This is a genomic window from Ruegeria sp. CG11 (genome assembly GCF_056537245.1).
In genome coordinates, this window is record NZ_JBQFRE010000008.1 from 65136 (window position 1) to 86277 (window position 21142).

19 protein-coding genes are annotated in these 21142 nt (G+C 59.7%); 8 read left to right on the forward strand and 11 right to left on the reverse strand.

Translation table 11 applies throughout. The features are described from left to right. Positions 1–5: 5 nt before the first annotated feature. Both flgC and ACR0KW_RS16405 read right to left on the reverse strand, forming a co-directional pair. Positions 6–392, reverse strand: coding sequence for a flagellar basal body rod protein FlgC (gene flgC, locus ACR0KW_RS16400; protein WP_480805960.1), 387 nt, complete (start codon positions 390–392; stop codon positions 6–8). 12 nt (positions 393–404) lie between these two features. Beyond that, on the reverse strand, positions 405–791 hold the full coding sequence (locus tag ACR0KW_RS16405; protein WP_480805961.1) for a FlgB family protein: 387 nt from the start codon (positions 789–791) through the stop codon (positions 405–407). Between the two features lie 105 nt (positions 792–896). Here ACR0KW_RS16405 and ACR0KW_RS16410 point away from each other — a divergent pair, with 105 nt between their 5' ends. From ACR0KW_RS16410 to ACR0KW_RS16435, 6 genes are all read left to right on the forward strand, one after another. Beyond that, positions 897–2216 (forward strand): FliI/YscN family ATPase, encoded by a 1320-nt coding sequence (locus ACR0KW_RS16410; RefSeq protein WP_480806019.1) that lies wholly within the window; start codon positions 897–899, stop codon positions 2214–2216. Between the two features lie 81 nt (positions 2217–2297). Then, on the forward strand, positions 2298–3134 hold the full coding sequence (locus ACR0KW_RS16415; RefSeq protein ID WP_480805962.1) for a flagellar motor protein MotB: 837 nt from the start codon (positions 2298–2300) through the stop codon (positions 3132–3134). 98 nt (positions 3135–3232) lie between these two features. Next, positions 3233–4528, forward strand: coding sequence for a flagellar hook protein FlgE (locus ACR0KW_RS16420; RefSeq protein WP_480805963.1), 1296 nt, complete (start codon positions 3233–3235; stop codon positions 4526–4528). Between the two features lie 33 nt (positions 4529–4561). Beyond that, the gene (gene flgK / locus ACR0KW_RS16425; protein WP_480805964.1) at positions 4562–6013 is read left to right on the forward strand and encodes a flagellar hook-associated protein FlgK; all 1452 of its coding nucleotides are present in this window, start codon (positions 4562–4564) and stop codon (positions 6011–6013) included. A 2-nt stretch (positions 6014–6015) separates the two neighbouring features. Further along, on the forward strand, positions 6016–7023 hold the full coding sequence (locus tag ACR0KW_RS16430) for a flagellin (RefSeq protein ID WP_480805965.1): 1008 nt from the start codon (positions 6016–6018) through the stop codon (positions 7021–7023). Next, positions 7020–8114, forward strand: a complete 1095-nt coding sequence (locus tag ACR0KW_RS16435; RefSeq protein WP_480805966.1) for a flagellar basal body P-ring protein FlgI — start codon at positions 7020–7022, stop codon at positions 8112–8114. Before ACR0KW_RS16430 ends, ACR0KW_RS16435 begins: the two co-directional genes overlap by 4 nt. A gap of 38 nt (positions 8115–8152) precedes the next feature. On the opposite strand, the gene ACR0KW_RS16440 is transcribed toward ACR0KW_RS16435, so the two are convergent. The 7 genes from ACR0KW_RS16440 to ACR0KW_RS16470 form a co-directional block, all read right to left on the reverse strand. Continuing rightward, positions 8153–8800 carry a DUF1523 family protein gene (locus ACR0KW_RS16440; RefSeq protein ID WP_480805967.1) on the reverse strand — a complete coding sequence of 216 codons (648 nt, stop codon included), beginning with the start codon at positions 8798–8800 and terminating at the stop codon, positions 8153–8155. 11 nt (positions 8801–8811) lie between these two features. Beyond that, positions 8812–9078, reverse strand: a complete 267-nt coding sequence (locus ACR0KW_RS16445) for a hypothetical protein (protein WP_170405867.1) — start codon at positions 9076–9078, stop codon at positions 8812–8814. Further along, positions 9079–10416: a DUF6638 family protein gene (locus ACR0KW_RS16450; RefSeq protein ID WP_480805968.1), complete on the reverse strand. Its 1338-nt coding sequence runs from the start codon at positions 10414–10416 to the stop codon at positions 9079–9081. Next, the gene (locus ACR0KW_RS16455; RefSeq protein ID WP_480805969.1) at positions 10416–11042 is read right to left on the reverse strand and encodes a hypothetical protein; all 627 of its coding nucleotides are present in this window, start codon (positions 11040–11042) and stop codon (positions 10416–10418) included. The genes ACR0KW_RS16450 and ACR0KW_RS16455 overlap by 1 nt, the downstream gene beginning before the upstream one ends. Then, complete coding sequence (locus ACR0KW_RS16460) at positions 11039–12970, reverse strand: AAA family ATPase (RefSeq protein ID WP_480805970.1); 1932 nt, start codon at positions 12968–12970, stop codon at positions 11039–11041. The genes ACR0KW_RS16455 and ACR0KW_RS16460 overlap by 4 nt, the downstream gene beginning before the upstream one ends. 86 nt (positions 12971–13056) lie before the next feature. Next, positions 13057–14175, reverse strand: coding sequence for a hypothetical protein (locus ACR0KW_RS16465; protein ID WP_480805971.1), 1119 nt, complete (start codon positions 14173–14175; stop codon positions 13057–13059). Positions 14176–14512: 337 nt separating this feature from the next. Then, a complete protein-coding gene (locus tag ACR0KW_RS16470; RefSeq protein ID WP_480805972.1) occupies positions 14513–15592 on the reverse strand; it encodes a hypothetical protein in 1080 nt (359 codons plus the stop codon). 273 nt (positions 15593–15865) lie between these two features. Between ACR0KW_RS16470 and ACR0KW_RS16475 the strand changes: the two genes are divergently transcribed. Continuing rightward, the gene (locus ACR0KW_RS16475) at positions 15866–17341 is read left to right on the forward strand and encodes an NAD-dependent succinate-semialdehyde dehydrogenase (RefSeq protein ID WP_480805973.1); all 1476 of its coding nucleotides are present in this window, start codon (positions 15866–15868) and stop codon (positions 17339–17341) included. Between the two features lie 128 nt (positions 17342–17469). Continuing rightward, positions 17470–19653: an esterase-like activity of phytase family protein gene (locus tag ACR0KW_RS16480; RefSeq protein ID WP_480805974.1), complete on the forward strand. Its 2184-nt coding sequence runs from the start codon at positions 17470–17472 to the stop codon at positions 19651–19653. 56 nt (positions 19654–19709) lie between these two features. Here the strand turns inward: ACR0KW_RS16480 and ACR0KW_RS16485 are convergent, their stop codons facing one another. Together ACR0KW_RS16485 and ACR0KW_RS16490 are read right to left on the reverse strand one after the other, a co-directional pair. Then, complete coding sequence (locus ACR0KW_RS16485; RefSeq protein ID WP_480805975.1) at positions 19710–20261, reverse strand: tetratricopeptide repeat protein; 552 nt, start codon at positions 20259–20261, stop codon at positions 19710–19712. A 307-nt stretch (positions 20262–20568) separates the two neighbouring features. After that, positions 20569–21036: an Hsp20 family protein gene (locus ACR0KW_RS16490; protein ID WP_480805976.1), complete on the reverse strand. Its 468-nt coding sequence runs from the start codon at positions 21034–21036 to the stop codon at positions 20569–20571. Between the last annotated feature and the right edge of the window lie 106 nt (positions 21037–21142).

A 21142-nucleotide genomic window follows, 5' to 3' on the forward strand; every position in this document is an offset into this window, starting at 1 on the left:
TCCTTTTATCTTCTGAGGAGTTCCATCAGGCTCGACGACATCTGGCGTGTCTGGTCGAACATCTTGAGATTGGCTTCGTAGCTGCGCTGCGCCTCTCGGGCGTCGGCGATCTCGATCATCAGATCGACATTCGAGCCGCGATAATGACCGGTTTCATCGGCCATCGGGTGGCCGGGGTCATAGATGCGCGTTCCATCCCGGCGATCCAGCTTGACGCGCCCGGCCTGCACCACTTCGCGCCCGTCTTGCTGCACCGTCTCAAACGGCACCGTCTTGCGGCGATATCCCGGCGTGTCGGCGTTTGAGATATTCTCGGACACATGCCGCAGGCGGGCGGATTGCGCACGCAGGGCGCTGGTCGAAGCGGCGAGGGAATGGGAAAAATCACTCATGTTTCTGCCCCCTTATGACCGGCCAATACTGCTGCGCAGGATGTTCATCGAGGATTTGTAGATCGTCAGCGCGCGGTCATGCTGGCGCTTGACCTCGACCGCTTTGAACATCTCTTCCTCGACGGACACGCCGTTGCCATTGGGATCGCCCGAGGGAGCGACCTCATATTCGGCCCAGGGCTGCGGGCCTGAGGTTCCATTCAGGTGCCCAGCCCGCGTGGCGGTCATGGCGACCTCGCGGCCCGAGTTTTCGAATGCTTTTTGAAAGGCCTCAATATCGCGCGGCTGGTAGCCCGGCGTATCCGCGTTGGCCATGTTGCGCGCGATGACGGCCTGCCGTTGCCCGGCATGGGTTGCCATTGCGTGCGCGGTCTTAAAGACGTTCAGGTCATAGAACATCGGGGCTTCTCCCTCGATCGATTTCAATCAAGGCTTAACCCCGATTCCTTTAGAAAGCGTTTTCAGAAACCCGTTGGAGAACCCACGATGTCCGATCTCGACCCGATGCTTCTGAAATGCGAATTCGACCGTCTTTCGGCTGTGCGCCATATGGGCCGCGTGTCCGGTGTGGCGCGGGGTGTCATTGGAATACAGGGGCTTGAGGGGCAGGCGCGGATCGGCGACCACCTGACCTTGCGGCGGCGCAGCGGGCCGGATCTGCCCGGCGAAGTGCTACATGTCGAATCGGATTTGATTCACATGATGCCGACCGCCGCGCCCGACGGGGTCTGCCTGGGCGACCGGGTGATTCTGGACCAGACACCCGCTTTTGCACCGGGTATGCACTGGCTGGGACGCGTGGTTGATCCGTTTGGCAAACCGCTGGACGGAAAGCCGTTGCTGCCGGGCACGCAGGAACAGGATATCATGCACGCACCGCCTCCGGCTGTGGCACGCAAACCGTTGGGCGCGCGGATGGAGACCGGGCTGACCATGCTCAACACCATGCTGCCCGTGGTGCAAGGACAGCGCATTGGCCTGTTCGCCGGTTCGGGTGTGGGTAAATCCACATTGCTGGCGACATTGGCGAAATCGATGCAGGCGGACGCTGTCGTGGTCGCGCTGGTGGGTGAACGTGGGCGCGAGGTGAACGAATTCGTCGAGCACGCGCTGGGGGCCGAGGGGATGAAACGCTCGGTCGTGGTGGCGGCCACCTCTGACCAGTCGGCGCTGGCACGGCGGCGCTGCGCCTGGTCGGCGATGTCGGTGGCGGAGTACCTGCGGGATCAGGGGCTGAACGTGCTGTTTCTGGCCGATTCAGTGACCCGCTTTGCCGAAGCGCATCGCGAGATCGCCGTCGCGATGGGCGAAACGCCCTCGCTGCGCGGCTTTCCCCCATCGGTCACACCGCTGATCGCCGGCCTGTGCGAACGCGCCGGACCCGGCACCGCAGATCAGGGCGACATAACCGCCGTATTCAGCGTTCTGGTCGCCGGGTCGGATATGGATGAGCCCGTCGCCGATATCCTGCGCGGCGTGTTGGACGGGCATGTCGTGCTGAACCGCGACATTGCCGAGCGCGGGCGGTTCCCCGCCATCGACCTCAGCCGCTCAGTCTCGCGCAGCCTGCCGGGTGCGGCGACCGAGGAGGAAAACCAGATGATCTCGGAAACCCGCAAACTGGTCGGCAGCTATGAACAGTCCGAGGTGATGATCAAGGCCGGGCTCTATACGGAGGGCGCAGACCCGTTTCTGGATCAGGCCGTGCGCGTGCATGAGGAGTTGGATGCGTTCTTTGGCAAGGCCGACCCCGAGGGCATCCGGAACAGTTTCGATCGTCTGTCTCTGATCCTGCGCCGGGCGGGCCCGCAGGTGCCGCGCTAAAATCGGGACAGTTTTAAGTGTTAAGGCCGCCTTAAGACCTGCGCTGCTACCCCGGTAGCGGGTGAAAAGAAGGTGGTGGAGATGGGTGCGCAATCCAATGCGGCGCCAATCATCATCAAGAAGAAACGTGTGTCGGGTGGCGATGGCCATCACGGTGGTGCGTGGAAGGTCGCATATGCCGACTTTGTCACGGCCATGATGGCGTTCTTCATGTTGATGTGGCTGCTGAACGCAACGACCGAAAAACAACGCAAAGGGCTGGCGGATTACTTTTCGCCGACGATTCCGGTGAACCCGGTCTCAGGCGGCGGTGACGGCGCCTTTGGCGGCAATAACATGTTTTCCGAGAAGACAATGGTAATGGATGGCTCGGGGGCTGCGAAACGGCACCCCACGGTCGCTCGGCAGGCACGGGGTTCGATCGGGGTTCATCCGGATGGTGGCAAAGAAGTGTCCGACGATTTCTCGACGCTCGAGGCCCAGCTGCTGGGGCATACCGGGGAGAGCATGGTCTCGGACAAAGTGCTAAAACACATCGTCACGCGCGTCACCGACGAAGGTCTGGTGGTCGAGCTGTTCGACACCGAGGATCAGCCGTTGTTCGAATTGGGTACGGATGAGCCGACAACAATGATGCGTGCGCTGGCATTGCTGGTGGCGCGGTCTTCGGATCTGGTGACCAATGACGTGGCGGTCGAGGGCCATGTCAGCGCCTCGCCCGTGGTTCTGGCGCGCGATCCGTCCTGGGATATCTCGACCTCACGCGCGCAGGTGGTGCGGCAACTGCTTGAAGATAAGGGGTTTACGACGAAGCGGCTGGATCGCATCACCGGTCATGCCGACCGGGAACTGTCGGATGAAAATCCGATGGCAGTGCGTAACAACCGGATCGAAATCATCTTCCTGCGCGAAACCTGACGGCCAAAGGATAGACGGCATTTTACCTGTTAGCGCGCTGTTAAGGGGCAGTGCGTTAGCTGTTGCATCAAAGATTGACGCAACAGAAGGGCGTGCCAATGACGATTTCTTCCTCGCTGAATGCCGGTGTGGCCTCATTGAAGGCCAACGCCAACCGGCTGGCCACCATTTCGGACAATATCGCGAACTCTTCAACCTTCGGCTACAAGCGGGTCGAAACGGATTTTCATTCGATGGTCACGTCGGGTCAGGGCGGCAGCTATTCGGCGGGTGGGGTCAGAACCACCAGTCAGCGCCTGATCGACCAGCGCGGATCTCTGGTGACCACCAACAACTCGACCGATCTGGCGGTGCGGGGCCGGGGCATGTTGCCAGTGCGCCCCAGCTCGCAGATCGCGGGCGGTTCGAATGAGATGCAGCTGACCACAACCGGATCGTTCCGCACCAATGAAGAAGGGTATCTCGTCACCGAATCCGGCCTGGTCCTGCTGGGTTGGCGTGCAAATCCCGATGGGTCGATTCCGGCGGTGCCGCGGGACACCCCGGCAGCGTTGGAACCCATCCAGCTAAGCGTCAATCAGCTGTCCGGCTCTCCGACCACGGCGATGAACCTGCGCATGAATCTTCCGGCAACGGCAACCGACGCCGGGGCACCGGGCGATACGCAGCCCCTGTCGGTTGAGTATTTCGACAACCTGGGCAAGTCCGAAAGCGTCGATATCGAGCTTGTGCCAACCGTTCCTGCAGCCGGCAGCAGCAATGAATGGACCATGATCCTGCGGGATTCTGCGTCCGGCGGGGCGGTGATCGGGGAATACACTCTGACCTTCACTGACAGCCGGACCGCCGGTGGCACGCTGGCAAGCGTTACGACTGTATCTGGCGGGGCCTACGATCCAACCACCGGCAGCCTTGTGGTGAACGTGGCCGGTGGCCCGATGGAGGTCAATATCGGCCAGATCGGCGACGCGGACGGCATCACGCAACTGTCTGACACCTTTGCGCCGGTATCGATCACGCGTGACGGCTCGGCCGTGGGCACGATGACCAGCGTTCAGGTCGACGAGAACGGCTATGTCTATGCGTTCTATGACACCGGTGTCAGCCGCCGCATGTTCCAGATTCCGCTTGCGGATGTACCCAACCCCAACGGTTTGACCGCACTGGACAGCCAGACTTACGCGCCGTCCCGTGAAAGCGGCACCTTCTTCCTGTGGAACGCAGGCGAAGGGCCGACCGGAGACCTTGTGTCCTTTGCACGCGAGGAATCGACCACCGACATCGCAACCGAGCTGACCTCGCTGATTCAGACGCAACGCGCCTATTCGTCGAGCGCGACGGTGATCAAAACGGTCGACGAGATGCTGCAGGAAACCACCAACATCAAACGCTGATTTGGGTTTTGACCCGGAAAGGGGGGCTGTCCGATGAATTTGACGACGGCATTCAACAACGCAGTAAGCGGTCTGACGGCCGCGGGCCGAGGCACGTCGGTTGTGTCGGACAATATTGCCAACGCGCTGACCCCCGGCTTTGCCCGACGGTCGCTGGAATTAACGACAAATGCGATCTCGGGTCATGGGGTGCGAACGGTTGGCGTGGTGCGCAACCAAGACCCGGTCCTGACCGCCAATCGTCGCGCGACAGATGCGGATCTGGCGTTTCAAACCGCTGTGTCCGGATTTCACAGCAAGGTCGAAAGCCATATCGGCAAGGTCGATGACCCCGCCTCGCTCGCCGCCCGGTTGGCCGATTTCGACAGCAGCCTGATTACGGCGGCCAGCCTGCCGGACTCATCCGAGCGGCTGGATCAGGTCGCCCGCACCGGGCGGGATCTGGCGAGCAGGCTCAATTCCGCCTCCGAAGGCGTGCGGCAGCTACGCTCGGACGCGGACCGCACCATTGGCAAGCAGGTGGACAGCCTGAACCAGACCCTCAAGGATATCGAGAAGCTGAACGCCAGAATTCCCTCGGTCAAACATTCGGGCGGTGACATCGGGGCCTTGCTGGACCAACGGCAGGTGCTGATCGATCAGGTCAACGAATTGGTGCCGGTCAACGCGGTGCCGCGGGCGAACGATCAGGTATCGCTGTATTCCGATGGCGGCCTGATCCTGCTGGAAGGCACGGCGGCGCAGTTTTCCTTTACAACCACCGGCGATACCAAACCCCACATGACGGTGGGCAACGGCCTACTGTCGGTGTTGGAGATGAACGGCAATCCCGTGCGCACCAGTGGCGACAGCGCCCAGATTCGCGGCGGCGCGCTGATGGCCCAGTTCCAGATCCGTGATGAGTTGGCGGGTGAGGCTCAGGCCAATCTGGATTCGGTCGCCCGGGACCTGATCGGACGGTTCGAAACCCCCGGTCTGGACCCCACCGCGCTGCCCACCGATACGGGCCTGTTCACCGATGCCGGAAACCGGTTCGATGTGACGGCCCCGGCGGGGCTGGCCTCGCGCATCACCCTGAACACGATCGTCGATCCGGATAATGGCGGCGACAGCTGGCGGCTGCGTGACGGGTTGGGCGCGGTGGGCCCCGGCGATCCGGGCGACGCCACGCAGTTGCAGGCCTTCGGCGCCATTCTCAGCGATGCGCGCCCGGTTGCCGGTTCGCCTTTTGGCACCGGTGCCATGCGGGCCTCGGACCTGACCGAGGCGCTTTCGTCCAAAGCTGGCGCCAACGCCCACACGGCCAGCCAGCGCCTGACCTTCGCCAACAGCGCCCAGCAGGAAATGGCCCGGATCGAGGCCGAAGACGGTGTCGACACGGATCAGGAACTGCAGCGCCTGATGGAGATCGAGCAGGCCTATGCCGCCAACGCCCGGGTCATCTCGGCGGTGGATGAATTGATGAATACTCTGTTGAGGTTGTGATGATGAATTTGACGTCTATCGGTGATCTGGCGCGGGGCATGACATTGAAGACCCGCTCGACCGAACTGAAAACCCAGATCGAAACCCTGTCCTATGAGATGTCCACCGGCAAGGTTCAGGATGTGTCCGGGCGGCTGGATGGCGATTACTCGCACCTTCTGGATCTGGATCGCAGCCTGTCGCGGCTTGACGCCTATCGGGTGTCCGCGGCCGAGGCCGGGCTGTTTACCGATGCCATGCAGCTGAGCCTGACGACGATTGATGACTCTGTCAGCGAATTCACCGCGTCCCTGCTGTCTTTTGGCACTTCGAACCAGGCGGTCAGCCACGAAAACGCATCAGTGCAGGCGCGCAACGAACTGGATACGATCATGTCTGCGCTGAACACGCGGGCCGGCGGGCGCAGCCTGTATTCCGGCATCGCAACGGATGTTTCGCCCCTGCCCTCAACCGACACGTTGCTGACTTCACTAGAGGCAGAGTTGACCGGACACGCCACTGCGTCGGATATCCGGCAGGCGGCAGAGGATTGGTTCAACGACCCGGCCGGGTTTGACGCGGTGATCTATCAGGGATCGGACACCGCCTTGGCGGCGATGCAGATCTCCGAGAACGAAAGCGTCCGTATCCCGATCACAGTAACGGATCCCGCAATCAAGGATACGTTGCGGGATATTTCTGTAGCGGCCTTGGTGTCGGATGACAGGCTGAACTTACCGCGTGATCAGCGTACCGCGTTGTTCACGCAATTGGGCGTCGATCTGGCCAATACCCAGAATGATATCGTGAATTTGCGAGCGTTGGTGGGGTCGGCCGAGGCACGGATCGAACAGGCCGCAACGCGCAACAGTGCCGCACAAACCAGCCTGGAATACAGCCGCAACAAACTGATTGCAGCGGACCCGTATGAAACCGCCGCGCAGCTGCAAACCGTGCAGTTCCAGTTGGAAAGCCTCTATTCCGTCACCGTTCGCAGCGCGAACCTGTCTCTGGTGAATTTCCTGAGATGAAACTTCTTGTTTTCCTATTGATGATGCTGCCCGGGATCGCTTCAGCCGGCGCGATCCGCCTGAAGGACCTTGTGGACTTCGACGGGGTGCGAGGCAATGATTTGGTGGGCTATGGTCTGGTTGTCGGGCTGAACGGCACTGGGGACGGGCTGCGCAACTCGCCCTTCACCGAAGAGATCATGTCGAACATCCTCGAACGGCTGGGCGTCAATGTGAACGGAGAGGATTTTCGCCCCAAAAACGTTGCGGCCGTGTTGGTGACCGCCAGCCTGCCACCTTTTGCCCGGGTCGGTGGGCAGATCGACGTGACAGTGTCAGCCATCGGCGATTCCAAAAGTCTGTTGGGTGGCACCCTGATCATGACACCGCTGAACGCGGCCGACGGGCAAATCTACGCTGTAGCGCAGGGCACGGTTCTGGCCGGCGGCGCCGTGGCCGAGGGCGAGGCTGCCTCGGTCGTACAGGGGGTTCCGACCTCTGGCGTGATCCCGTCGGGTGCGCGAGTGGAACGCGAGATCGACTTTGACCTCTCGACACTGACGCAAATGCGGCTGGCCCTGCGCGAGCCCGATTTTACCACCGCCAGCCGTATCGAGGTTGCGATCAACACTGAGTTCAACCGAGCGGTTGCGATCATGCGCGATTCCGGCACGGTCGAACTCAACATCGCAGCAACGCAGGCGATATCGACAGCGCACGCATTGGGTCGGATCGAAAACATTCTGGTCGAGCCCGAAACCAAGGCCCGCGTGGTGGTCGATCAGCGCTCGGGCACCATCGTCATGGGGCAAGAGGTTCGGATATCGCGCGTAGCGGTATCACAGGGCAATCTGACTCTGACGGTCGAAGAGTCGCCGATCGCGGTCCAACCCAACCCGTTTGCCCGTGGAGAAACGGTTGTCGTCCCCCGCACATTCGCCGGCATCGAAGAAGAAGAAGGCACCGGACTGGCCGAAATCCCCGAAGCCACCACCCTTTCCGAGGTCGTGGCGGGCCTGAACGCGCTGGGCATATCGCCCCGCGACATGATCGACATTCTGAAAACGATCAAGGCCGCCGGGGCGCTGCATGCCGAGTTCGTGGTCAGATAACGAAAGCCGTGGGGGCATGGGTCAAACGACCCGCGCCCTCACTTGGATTTCCAGCTGTCCAGCCAACGGCGAAAACCGTTGCGTTTCTCTTCAATCGCGTCGCCTGCTGCGTAAAAGCCGTCTTCGACATTTTCCAGCATCGGGTCAATGCTGCGCTGCCGGAACCTGCGCCAGCGCACCCAGATCGCCCAGACGATGGCAAAGAACACCGTCAGGAAGATGATGTTGAACCACGGGATCAGCCGGACATCGGGGCTGTCCACCGGGCGCACCGACACCACGTTGGGAAAGATCGACATGAGCTGGTTGCGCCAGCCATAATGGCGTATCACCACCCATTGCGGGTCTGCAGCCGTTGATACGAGATTGGTCAACTCGGCTTGCAGGTTCGAGCTGTCGAGCTTGAAATAGGGCGGCCAGCCCCAGCCGGTATCCTCGTTGCGATATACGCGCGGCTTGCCGTTGGGGCGGAATGTTTCGACGAAACGCACATCGCGGTTGGTGGTTTGAGCCCCTTCCTGACCGGTGTCCTGCTGCGCCCAGAAAATCGAGTTCTCGCCGAAGTCGACGCGCCTCACCTCGGTTTTGACGATCCGCACCACGTCCTGCTGCGGCAGAGTGTATTCTAGGACTGCGGCGACCAAGCCCCAGAAAACTATGATGAACGCCCATTTGACATAGACCATCTATCCGGCCCTCACATAAAATTCGTAATATAGATCAGCAGGGCAATTGCCCCAAGCGGGACGACATAAACGCCCAGTAGCAGTTTCCTGCGAAAGGAGTTGTCGTATTTCTTCAACCCTCGCGCGACAAAAGCGTCGCGATCTCCGGTCAGCCCTTTCTTTTCCCAATGCGCGATCAGCTTGCGCCGCCGAACCAGGCGGGAATAGATCGACAGTCCGACATAGATCACCGTCAGAATGATCAGCAGTGGAATCAGAAAACGGATTGCAACGATCATTCAGTTCCTCCCAACAGCGCCCCAGGGACCGACGCGCGCGATGATGTCATCGCTGACCCGGTCATTGCCGCTCATGTCAGGTTCATGGCCGAACAACGCGGCGCGGGCACCTGCCTTGTCCACCTGATACTCGCGCGCGAGGAAGTCGGCAACATAGGCTTTCTTGGTCTCGGGCCAGGTGGAATAGGTGCGGTAGAACAATTCCTTATGGCAGATGAACATCTGGCGCGGGTCCAGCGGGGCGAGTTCGGCCAGCAGCATGTTCACCAGATCGCGGTTGGGCGTATCAGAGGCCCGCAGCGTATAGAAATAGGCCGGATGGTCCGAGGTGATGCGCGGCCACGGCCCGCCATCGCTGGCCCAGCGCAGCAATTGGGCAAGGCCGTGAAAAGCCTCGGGCAGGCGGTCGGCGTGGTTTCGGGCCAGACGGCGCATGTCGCTGCGGTCCAGCCCGGTCAGGTCGACGCCTGCGTCGGCGGCGGCGTGGACGGTCAGGAAGTCCATCTTTTGCTGAAGAACGGCGGCCGAGTTTACGCCGCGCGCCTCGATGATCGTCTCGACCAGATTGTTGTCGTTCAGGAAGGCCGCAATCCGATGCCGTTGTGAGGCGTCGAACACGTGCTCGATCGGCATGTCATCGGGCCGGTCGCCCATGCAAATTGCCGCCGGATCATCCAGATCGGGAAACAGATACAGCCCGCCGAAGTGCGCCGTCCAGAAGTTGCGCTGCTCAAACGCGGTGTGGCGCAGGTGGACGGGGTTGCGGGTGACGTCGCCGGTTTCCCTGGCGGTTTCGATCATCTTTGCGATCAGCACGTCATCGAACCAGGCGTCCTCTTCGGTTTTGAACCGCTCGACCATACCCGCCAGTTGCTCGGCCTTGCGCAGGGTGCCGCCGACCGTGTCGGCCTCGATCTCGATCTTGCGCAGGTTCAGCAGGTCGCGCGGCGTGGTGAGTTTGAAGACCGAGTTCACCAGCTCTCCGGCCACCGCATCGGTGGCGGTCAGGGCGAAAAGCTGCGCCTCGTTCATCTCGATGAATTCGCGCAGGATATCGCGTGAGGTCGAGAATTTGACGTTCAGCAGAGGCGCGCGTTTCTGCTCGGTCGTCAGCAGGATGAACTGCCGGTTGACCCCGTTGGGATTGAGGTAGAGCGGGTCGTCCAGCTCAATCCCCACCTCGGGCGAATAGCCCGAGATATCGACATGGAAATCCGTCAGTTCCGTGGTCTTGCCCGCCAGATGCTGCAGCGCGCGGTTATACCGCTCGACCAGAGCCGGGCTGGAGATGTGGACGAGGTTGCCGAACATCAGGCCTTTTTTGATGAGGCGGATCATTACTTGAGCTTCTTCCGAAGAAAGTTCTCAATAGGAATCATCGCACTATTATAGTCACTCCGAAATTTGTCATCGCTATCCAACCTACCATACAGAAAATATCGTTTATCGCTGAAGCTATCCTGAGCCACAATCTTCTCAGCCCTCGAAAGAGAAGGGTTTGATGCTTTGAGATAATCTTCCAGAACGAGTTTTAACTCCCATTCAAGATCGAAAACCGGACTAAACAATTCTCTTGAGTCAATATTCCAAACTGCGTCTGCTTCCAACAATAGCGGATAAAGGTCCGACCTAACTTCTGAAATTTTCTCCCATCTCTTCTCATAAACAGCGAAAATCTCCGAAAAACGTTTGCTCGCGTAATCTGCATCTTCAGGTTGATCTTTGCCTTCCACGGCTGCGGCTATTTCAGCCCCCAAGATTGCGGGATGCCGGGCTGCTTCCACGGCATCTCGATGTTTGTACAAAAGCTTAAGTATATCGGTAGCAAGCCTATGGTCTGTCTGGTAGGAAACTTGGGACTTCCATGTGTTTAGCCCAAAATAAGCAGCACCAGCAGCCACAACCGCTGCAATTGCGGTAACGCTGTTGGCAAAAGCTGAAATGACAGCTGGTATTTCACTCATTCCTTCCCCTCCAGATACCGCCGCTTGGCCTCTTCCATCCGGCCCATCTCGCGGACGGCGTTCTCGATGGCGACCTCGTCGCTCTTGTCGGCATAGCGGAACTCGCTGTCGGCGTAGCGGTTGATTTCCTGGATCACCATCTCAACCGTGATCGGCTGGCGCAGGTCCTCGATCATGGCCTTCTTGGTGTCGTAGTCACGGAACAGGAACAGGTCGGGGTTCTCCATCCATTCGTCGGGCAGTTCGAAATCCATCGCACGGACCTTGACCGCATCGGTGATGTTCTTGATCGCGCGACCAGTGAAGCGTTCATCCGCGGCTTGGATCGCCTTGAGGTAGGTGCCCAGCTTGGCGATTGTGTCCATCTGGCCAATCTCGCCGGAGACCTGGTCATAGACCTGCAGCAAGGCGTCCTCATGCGGGCGGGAGTGGCTTTCGAAACTGGCGGCAACGGCCTTTTTGATTTCCTGCGCGGCATAAGCTTCGTGTTCGCCTAAGGGTATGTCGTGGTTGCGGCCCATCAGCAGGTGCAGGATGTCGATGTAATCCTCGCGCGTTTGCGGGCCGTCCACCAGAAACCGCGCGCCCGCCCGCTGGCGCAGGGCGTCGTCCACGTTCTCGGGGTAGTTCGAGAACATGCCAAAGGTGCAGTTGCCGCGCACGACGGTGTTGGCGCCCGCAAAGCTCTCCATCAGCACGGCGGTGATTTCCAGTTGTCCGGCTGAGGATTGCCGGTCGCCGCGTTTGCCTGCCAGTTGGTCGATGTCATCGATGGTACCAAAACCGATCACCGAGGGGTCGATGATCGTGTTGATGAAGGCCTTCGCGTTCTGACCGGACTTGCCCTGATAGCTGTCGATATTGTCGGTGCTCAGGTTCTGATAGCGGAACGGGTAGCCCGCGTTCTGGCAATAGTCGTTGATCAGCCCCGCCATCATCTGGATCAGAGTCGTTTTGCCGGTGCCCGGTTTGCCGTCGCCCATGAAGGTAAAGATGAACCCGCCAAGCTCGGCGAAGGGGTTCAAACGGCGGTCGAAATCATAGGCCATCAGCATCTTGGCCAGCTTCATCGCCTGATACTTGGCGATATGGTTGCCCACCACCTCGTTCGGTTTCTTGAACGTCATGGTGAGCGTGGTGGACTTGGCTTTTGAGGCCGGCTCAAACCCGCGGATGGTCAGGTCGTCGGCCTCGATATGCCAAGCGGCGTTCTGGAATGGGGCCAAATGGCCAGCGGACTGGGCGCGCAGAGCGGCCTTTTCCAACAGTTGCTCGGCATAGGCGCTGGCAGCCGCGATAAGGTGGGCGTCGTCGGGGGCGTGTTTGGCAAGCGTTTGGTCCAGTTCCCACAGCGCGCCGTGCAGTGCGAGTTGGCCGTTGTCGGCCAGAACCTCTTCGATCTCGCCAATATCAACCGTGGTTTCGCCCAGATGAGAGGACATCAAATAGGCCAGTGCGTTGCCGAACGTATGGGAAGTGATCAGAGCCTCAGCCGTCAGCAGTCCCGAGAATTCCGTCTTGCGGGCGGCTGGCAAATCCCCGGCGAGGTTCGCGCGCTTCAGGTCGGCCAACGGGGTCTGTTCCGCATAGGCCTCGGCCACGGCCAAAGCGATTGCAATGGCGCGCCGGATCGCCTGCTGCACAGTCGCCTGCGGAGGAGAGACCAGCGTATCGCCATCATCTGACGCCTCAATCCGCTCGACCAGATGCACCCCGTCGGCGCGCACTGTGCGTCGGGTCACCAGACCCGGCGTGGTGGACCGAAACCGCCGCCCGGTCGATACCCCCGGAGACCGCGTGGTCGACGCCTCAACAGCCTTGGCAATTCGGGGCGCATGTTCGAACCCGTTCAGCAAAGCGGTCGCAGCCGGATAATGCTTGCGAATATCCGCCTCGCGCAGTTCCATCTGATCTGACGTCAAACTCATTTGCTCAACCCTGCTTCTTCTCGTTCAAAATACGGTCGTCCCGCTGCTCGGCAGGACCCTTCCAGGGTCCGAACGGGGTGAAAATTTCAATATCGCAACACCTGCCCGGTCTTGCTGACGACGAACTTGCGCACATCGGCAAAACCCGGCGGGTTTCGTTCAGCCAGCACCTGAAATGGGCGCTGGGGCAGAATGATGGAGCGTTGGGTGCGCGTGGCCCCGGTCTCGGCCCCCTGCCCGCCGAACGGGTCCAGCGCGAAGACCTCGCGCTCGACGGTGGAGAACCAACCAGCGCGCTCTTCGATCACCTCTTCGCTTTCCAGCTCTTCGGTAGTCCAGGCCAAAGCCCAGTCCTGACCCTCGGGTGCCTGCGCGTCTTCCAACACTTGCCGCAAAGGACCGGATTGCTCGGTATAGGCCGAGGAATACATCGGGCCCACATGGATGCGGCGCAGGTGTTTGGGGTGCAGGTCGTCGAAATCCTGATCGAAGCCCTTGGCGATGGTCACCAGTTTCAACCCGCCCAGAGACTGCGCCATCAGATGCGCCTGCACCTCGGGCCAGCGGCGCTGATCCTTGGGCAGGGCCGTCTTGCCGCTGTCCTCCAACTGCATCAGGTAGATCACCGGCAGGTTGATTTGGCTGTCATAGACCGCCCAGTGGATCATGAACCTGCGCCGCTCTCCCTCATTTCCGATCCAGTGGCATTCGGGGTCGTTGCGGACCCAGAATAGCTGACCTTTCAGCAATTCCTCGTAATAGAGCCTTTGAGACAGTGCGAATTGCAACTTGGTTGGGATTTCCCGGTCGCCAATGATCGTCCGCACCATGTCTGTTTTCAGGTCCTCTTCCGAGGGCATGTTCGCCAGATGTACCTGCGCCTGTTGCGCGTCATTGGCCATGGTCAGCAACTCGGCCGCCACCGGAAAGCCGCTGTCGCGCTTGTCCATGGCGAGGCTGCCAAAGAACCGCCCCGTATCACGCCCGACCAGCAGGTATTTCATGGACAACGCACGGAACGTGTAGAGCAGCCCCGAAAGGTAGCGCGATACGATCCGCACCTCTTGTTTCGAGATCGCGCCCTCGGCCTCCATCGTCGCGGCCACGCGCAGGAGGTGGACGGTGATCACCTCGAATTTGCGGAAATAGCGGCGCGAGGCGAAGGTGTCGGTTAGGCCGACATGGTCTTGGGTGGGGTTGGTCACTAGTAGAACCTCCAATCCAAGTCATGTTCTAGCCAACAAATTAGCTTGGAAGCTTTGAGCTCTAGCTGCGGCCACCAATATCCCAGAAATCTGACAACCTTTGGGAAAAATACGATTGCAATCATCACGCAGTACGTGACGAAACCTCCTAGCCCGGCAATCGAAGCCACCCATTTTGCGCCAGAAAGCATTCCAACAAGCGCCAATATTGCGAATACCGCCATTACCGCGAACAGCCCAATGCAAATTCGGAACCACTTAGGTTTAAATCCCGGCTGCAGTTCTTTGACACTCTTGATTTTGATGGGCCGGTGGTCCTTCACAAATCCAAAGAGCATCACCCACCATACAAATTCTTATCATGCTTCTCGACAATCGAGGCAAAGCGGCGGGCAAAGCGTTCGTCGGCCTTGGCCTTTTTCTCCAGCACGTCGCGGGCAAAGACCATGTGGTCCTCATGCGCCTCAAGCATGTCGGCCATCTTCTGGTTGGTCGCGGTGCCGATGGCGGCCATTGCCGTCTGCGCCTCTTGGTCGGTCTGCACGCCGATCTCGTTGATGCGGTGGGCCACATCCTGCTGCTGCGCGGTTTTCAACGATTTGGTCAGGGCATCGTACAGCACAACGCGCTGTTGCGTGTCTGTCTGCAGCTTGTTGATCAGCACCATCTGCGTCGCCGCCTGGTTCTGTAGCGAGTCGACCCAGGTCTTGCCCTTTTCGATATAGCGCTCGAGCGTTTGCGACTTGGCCAGCTTGACCTGCTCTTCCTGAACCTTGGCGTTGTATTGCTTGTTCAGCTCGGCCAGCTCGGTTTCCAGCTGGGTGCGTGCGGCGGCGTCCTGTTCGACGCTGATCTTGTTCTCCAACGTGATGATCGTCGGGTCCATGCCCTGAAGCTCGGCGCGCAGCGATTCCAGTTCGGCCACGGTGGCCTCACGGTCGTCCAGCGTGCCGCTCAGGTTGTCCTCGACCTTCACGCGCTGTTCTTCCAGCACCGACAACTGGCCTTCCAGCAGTTTCACGATCACGTCGGATTTGGCGATCAGGTCCTGCAGCTTGTCATCGATATTGGCGGTACGCATACGTTCCTGCCGCATCGACTCGGACTTCCCACGCGAGAAGATGCCGACAAACGACTCCCACCCGGTTTTCGAGCGCATCTCGTCGAAATCCTTGGAAAACGCGTTGGTGACATCGTCCAGCCCCATGATCAGCTCGGCGATATTGGCGTTCATTACCTCGGTATGGGCGTGCACGTCCTCAAGCGTGGCGTTTTCGATGTCGATATCCGCCTCGGCCGTGCCAATCTTGGCCCGCGCGGCGTCAATCCGCGAGGTCAGGCTTTCAATCTGCGACTGACTTTCGCGGACTTTTGTCTGAGTTTCTTCGATCAAGGCGTCAAATTGATGGTTCGACATCTGCACTATCCCCTTTTTTTGTTTATTTACCCAATAAGATAGGGAATGTTACGATGCTTTACATCCCCTCGGGCCCAAAAATCATCCAGACTTTGGCAAACTCATCACGAAAAAGATAGCGCCATGATGCCGCCGTTTGCGATCTGTTGGGCATCCGCGAAAACCGAATTTTTGATCAAATCTGGATTGATCCGCAGGGCACAGTGGACATAGACAATTCGGACCCCACCTGATTGGGTGCGCGTGAACCAAATTCCTGCCGGAGGCCGACCCATGCTGGATGCAACAACCGACCTGAAATCGATCCTGAAAAACCCCGATCTGCTGGTGACCAAAGCCTATATCGGCGGCCAGTGGGTGGATGGCGACAACGGCACCTTTGCGGTGACCAACCCGGCCCGCGGTGATGTGGTGGCCGAGGTCGCCGATGTCAGCCGGGCGCAAGTGGCCGGGGCCATTGCTCAGGCCGAAGCTGCACAAAAGGAATGGGCCAAGTTGACCGGCAAGGAACGTGCCGTGGTTCTGCGCCGCTGGTACGACCTGATGATGGAAAACGCCGAGGATCTGGGCAAGATCCTGACCGCCGAACAGGGCAAACCGCTGGCCGAAGCTGTTGGCGAGATCGGTTATGGCGCATCCTTCATCGAGTTCTTCGGTGAAGAGGCCAAGCGGGTCTATGGCGAGACCATTCCCGGCCACCAACGCGACAAGCGGATCATGGTGCTGAAACAGCCCATCGGGGTGGCGGCATCGATTACGCCGTGGAACTTCCCCAACGCGATGATCACCCGCAAGGCTGGGCCCGCTCTGGCCGCAGGTTGCGCCTTTGTCGCGCGCCCAGCGGCTGAAACACCATTGTCGGCTCTGGTTCTGGCGGCACTGGCCGAGCGGGCCGGTGTACCTGCGGGTGTGTTCAATGTGGTGCCGTCCTCGCAGGCCAGCGAGATCGGCAAGGAGTTCTGCGAAAATCCCTGTGTGCGCAAGCTGACCTTTACCGGCTCAACCGAAGTGGGGCGCATCCTGCTGCGGCAAGCGGCAGATCAGGTGATGAAATGCTCGATGGAGCTGGGCGGTAACGCGCCGTTCATCGTATTCGATGATGCCGATCTGGATGCCGCCGTCGAAGGGGCGATGCTGTGCAAGTTCCGCAACAACGGCCAGACCTGCGTCTGCGCCAACCGCATCTACGTGCAGGCTGGCGTCTATGACGCATTCGCCGCCAAGCTGAAAGCCGCGGTCGAAGCGTTGAAGGTCGGCGACGGCCTGGCTGACGGCACCACAACCGGTCCGCTGATCAACGCCGATGCGGTCGCCAAGGTTGAAGAGCATATCAAGGACGTCACCGACAAAGGCGGGTCGGTTCTGACCGGCGGTCTGCCCCATGATCTGGGCGGCACCTTCTTCCAGCCGACCATCGTGACCGGCGTGACCCAGGACATGATGGTGGCACAGGACGAAACCTTTGGCCCGCTGGCCCCGCTGTTCAAGTTCGAGGACGAGGATGACGTGATCGCCATGGCCAATGACACGATCTTTGGCCTGGCCTCTTATTTCTATGCCAAGGACCTGAGCCGCGTCTACAAAGTGGCCGAGGCGCTGGAATATGGCATCGTTGGCGTGAACACCGGCATCATCTCGACCGAGCTGGGCCCGTTTGGCGGCGTCAAGCAGTCCGGTCTGGGCCGCGAAGGCAGCCATCACGGCATGGAGGACTATTTGGAAATGAAATACGTCTGCCTGTCGGTCTGATCTGAAAAGGCCCCGGTGCGGCGCGCCGGGGCCTTTTGGTTTGTCACAAAACTGCAAAGAAACCGTCACATCCCTGCAATGACCTGCGGTCATCCCCGCTTGCAGCCAAGCAAGAGAGGAACCAACCGATGTCACTGCGCTTTGTCTGCCTGACATCTGCCCTTGCCCTGACCGCCAGTCAGGCAGCGGCAGAGATGAATTTCAACCGAATTGCGTCCTTCCCGGTCGTCAAGAATATGGCCGAGGGGGCGGATACTACCCGTGAAACCTCGCCCGAGATCATTGCGGCGACCGCAGATGGCATGACGCTGGTTTACACCGACAGTCCGCTGGGCGTGATCGGCATGGTCGACATTACCGATCCCGCGAGACCTGCGCCTCTGGGCGCGATGGAGGTGAGCGGTGAACCGACATCCGTAGGCATCGTCGGCGCGACGGCCTTTGTGGGCGTGAACACATCGGAAAGCTATACCGCCCCTTCGGGCAAGCTGATCTCGGTCGATATCGCGGGTAAGACAGAAACCGGCGCCTGTGATCTGGGCGGCCAGCCCGACAGCGTCGCCATCGCCCCCGATGGCAGCTTTGTCGCCGTTGCGATCGAAAACGAGCGCGACGAAGACCTGAATGACGGCGTCATCCCGCAGTTGCCCGCCGGATCGCTGGCGCTGGTGCCGCTGAAAGACGGCGCGCTGGATTGTACGGGCATGAAAATGGCGTCGCTGACAGGTCTGGCCGAGGTTGCGCCCACTGACCCTGAGCCGGAATTCGTCGACATCAACAGCCTGGGCGAAACCGTCGTCACCCTGCAGGAAAACAACCACATCGCCGTTGTTGATAAGAACGGCACCGTGATCAGCCATTTCTCGGCCGGCAGCGTGGATCTGGAAGGCATCGACGCCACGGATGAGCGCGGCGCGCTGATCTTCACCGAAAGCCAGCCGGGTCGCCTGCGCGAACCGGACGCGGTGAAATGGATCGATGACAACCACTTCGCCACTGCCAACGAAGGCGACTATGAGGGCGGTTCGCGCGGCTGGACAATCTTCCACAAGGACGGCACCGTCGTTTACGAAAACGGCACCGATTTTGAAAAGGCCATCATCCAGATCGGCCACTACCCCGACAAACGCTCGGACAGCAAAGGCGTTGAGCCTGAAAGCGTGACGGCCGCGACCTTTGGCGGCACGCCGATGATCTTTGTGGGTGCCGAGCGCGCCTCGGTCGTGGGTGTCTATGACGCCACTGACCCGGTCAACCCGGTTCTGAAACAGCTGCTGCCGTCGGGTGTTGGCCCGGAAGGCTATGTGGCGATCCCGGAACGCAACCTGCTGATCTCGGCCAACGAAAAAGACCTGATCGAAGATGGCGGTCCGCGCGCGCATGTTTCGATTTTTGAGTATCAGGACGCCCCCGCTGCCTATCCGCATCTGACGTCTGCCGGTGCGGATGAGCTGATCGGATGGGGTGCCCTGTCCGGTCTGGTCGCAGACGAAGACGGCATGATCTACGCGGTCAACGACAGCTTCTACGGCTTCCAGCCCTCGATCTTCAAGATCGACCCTAGCCAGCAGCCCGCCCGCATCGTGGACGTGATCCGCATTCACCGCCAGGACGGTAACCCGGCACAGAAGCTGGACCTTGAGGGCATCACACTGGACGGTAAGGGCGGTTTCTATGTCGCCTCCGAAGGTCGCGCCGACCGCGTCATCCCGCACGCGATCTATCACGTCTCGGCGGATGGCCTGATCAAGGACCGCGAGGGTGAGATCGGCCTGCCGCCGGAACTGATGGCGGTTGAGAAACGCTTTGGGTTCGAAGGCATCACCAAGGTTGGCGACACCCTTTGGATGGCCGTTCAGCGCGAATGGAAAGACGACCCGGAGAACGACGTGAAACTGGTCGCCTACAATCTGGACACCAAGGAATGGGGCGCCGTGCATTATCCCAAGGCAGACCCGGAAAAAGGCTGGGTCGGCCTGTCGGAAATCGTGGCCTTCGGTGACCATGTCTATGTCATCGAACGCGACAACCAGCATGACCACCGTGCGGTGACCAAGAAGATCTACCGCATCCCGCTGTCTGAGATGACCCCGGCCCCGCTGGGTGGCCCCCTGCCCGTGGTCAGCAAGCAAGAGGTCCGCGACCTGCTGCCCGACCTGACTTCGACCGGCGGCTACGTTCTGGACAAGATCGAAGGCCTGGCCATCCTGCCCTCGGGCGAGGCGTTCGTGATGACCGACAATGACGGCGTCGACGATGCCTCGGGCGAGACGATGTTCTGGTCGATCGGGTCGGTGACGGCTGGGAATTAAACCTGCAAGCTGAGACTATTAGACCCCGCGGATACCATTCGCGGGTTTTTTTTCATCTATTCTGTTTCTTCCATAAACAACAACAATCCGGAATCGTCACTGAAACGGTTTAGCGCTTTGTTCGCGATCTCGCGTGCGAGCCGGCCCCGTCCCATTAGATACAACGCCCAAACCTGTTCCTCGATATGCCGTGGCTCGTTTGGAGCAAGAGCAATAGCGGCTTCCGCCAAAGGAAGCGCTTCTTCCGGCTGTCCTACAAAATTGTATGCACGCGCGGTGAAGTAGAGCACGTCTGTGTTATTTTGGTCTCGATCAAGCGCTTCCAAACAATCTTTTATGGCATCCTCAAATCGCTCAAGATCTTGACGTACAACACACCTGGACAACCAGCCTTGCCAGTGCGGATCCTCCAACAACAATTCCGTGTAGACTTCTTCAGCTTTGGACGGCCGCCCCATTTCCCTATAGGTCCAGGCCAGCATTCGCATAGTTGATGTATCACGAATTAAGGCCAAGCTTGCCTTTAGGTCATTAGTGCTGCGTTCAAACTCCCCAAGCTCTCGGAAGGCAATACCACGATCGGCAAGGGCTGTTGCACGAATTTCCATTGGCAGATCATCCGTCTCCAACTGATCCGTGCATACCTCAACACTCCTATTCGGATTGCTGTTGGGATTGACCTTTTGGCAAAGATGGGGCTCGGCAAATACGCTTAACGGGATTAACAAAAACACGCATAAACATCTGAAAAACATAATAAAACCACATATGTAGAGCGTGATCCACCTTTCTCACCCTAAAGGCGACTTCCGGAGAAATATACCCCAAAAACAACGCCCCGCGCCTGGAGGTGCGCGGGGCGTGCAGTCTGCGACAGTCCAGAGAGGCGGGACTGTCGCTTTGGGGTCAACGGCCTCAGTTCACGGCTTTGGCGTCGACCACGTCCTTTTCGATGGCCTTGGCCGAAGAAATCTCGATCCGGCGCGGTTTCAGGGCCTCGGGAACTTCGCGCTTCAGATCGATGTTCAGCATGCCGTCCTCATGGCTTGCGCCGGTGACGCGTACGTGGTCGGCCAGCGCGAAGCGGCGCTCGAACGCGCGGGTGGCGATGCCACGGTGCAGATAGCTGCGCTCTTTATCCTCGGCGGCTTTCTTGCCGGCAACGATCAGCGCATTTTCCTTCACTTCGACCGACAGGTCATCTTCCGAAAAACCGGCGACAGCGACCGAGATGCGATAGGTGTCGGCATCGGTTTTTTCGATGTTGTAAGGCGGATAGCTGGGCTGAGCCACGTCATTTGTCAGAACGCGGTCCATCATGTCGGCGATCTGGTCGAAACCAATGGTGGCGCGGTGCAGCGGTGCAAAATCAAACGTACGCATATGTCATATCCTCATGTCTGAGCGATCAGTGTTTTGCCCTCCGTTCGGACGGGCGGTTCAGTATGCCGGGCCCCGTTTGCGGCGACCCGGTACAGTTCACATGGGG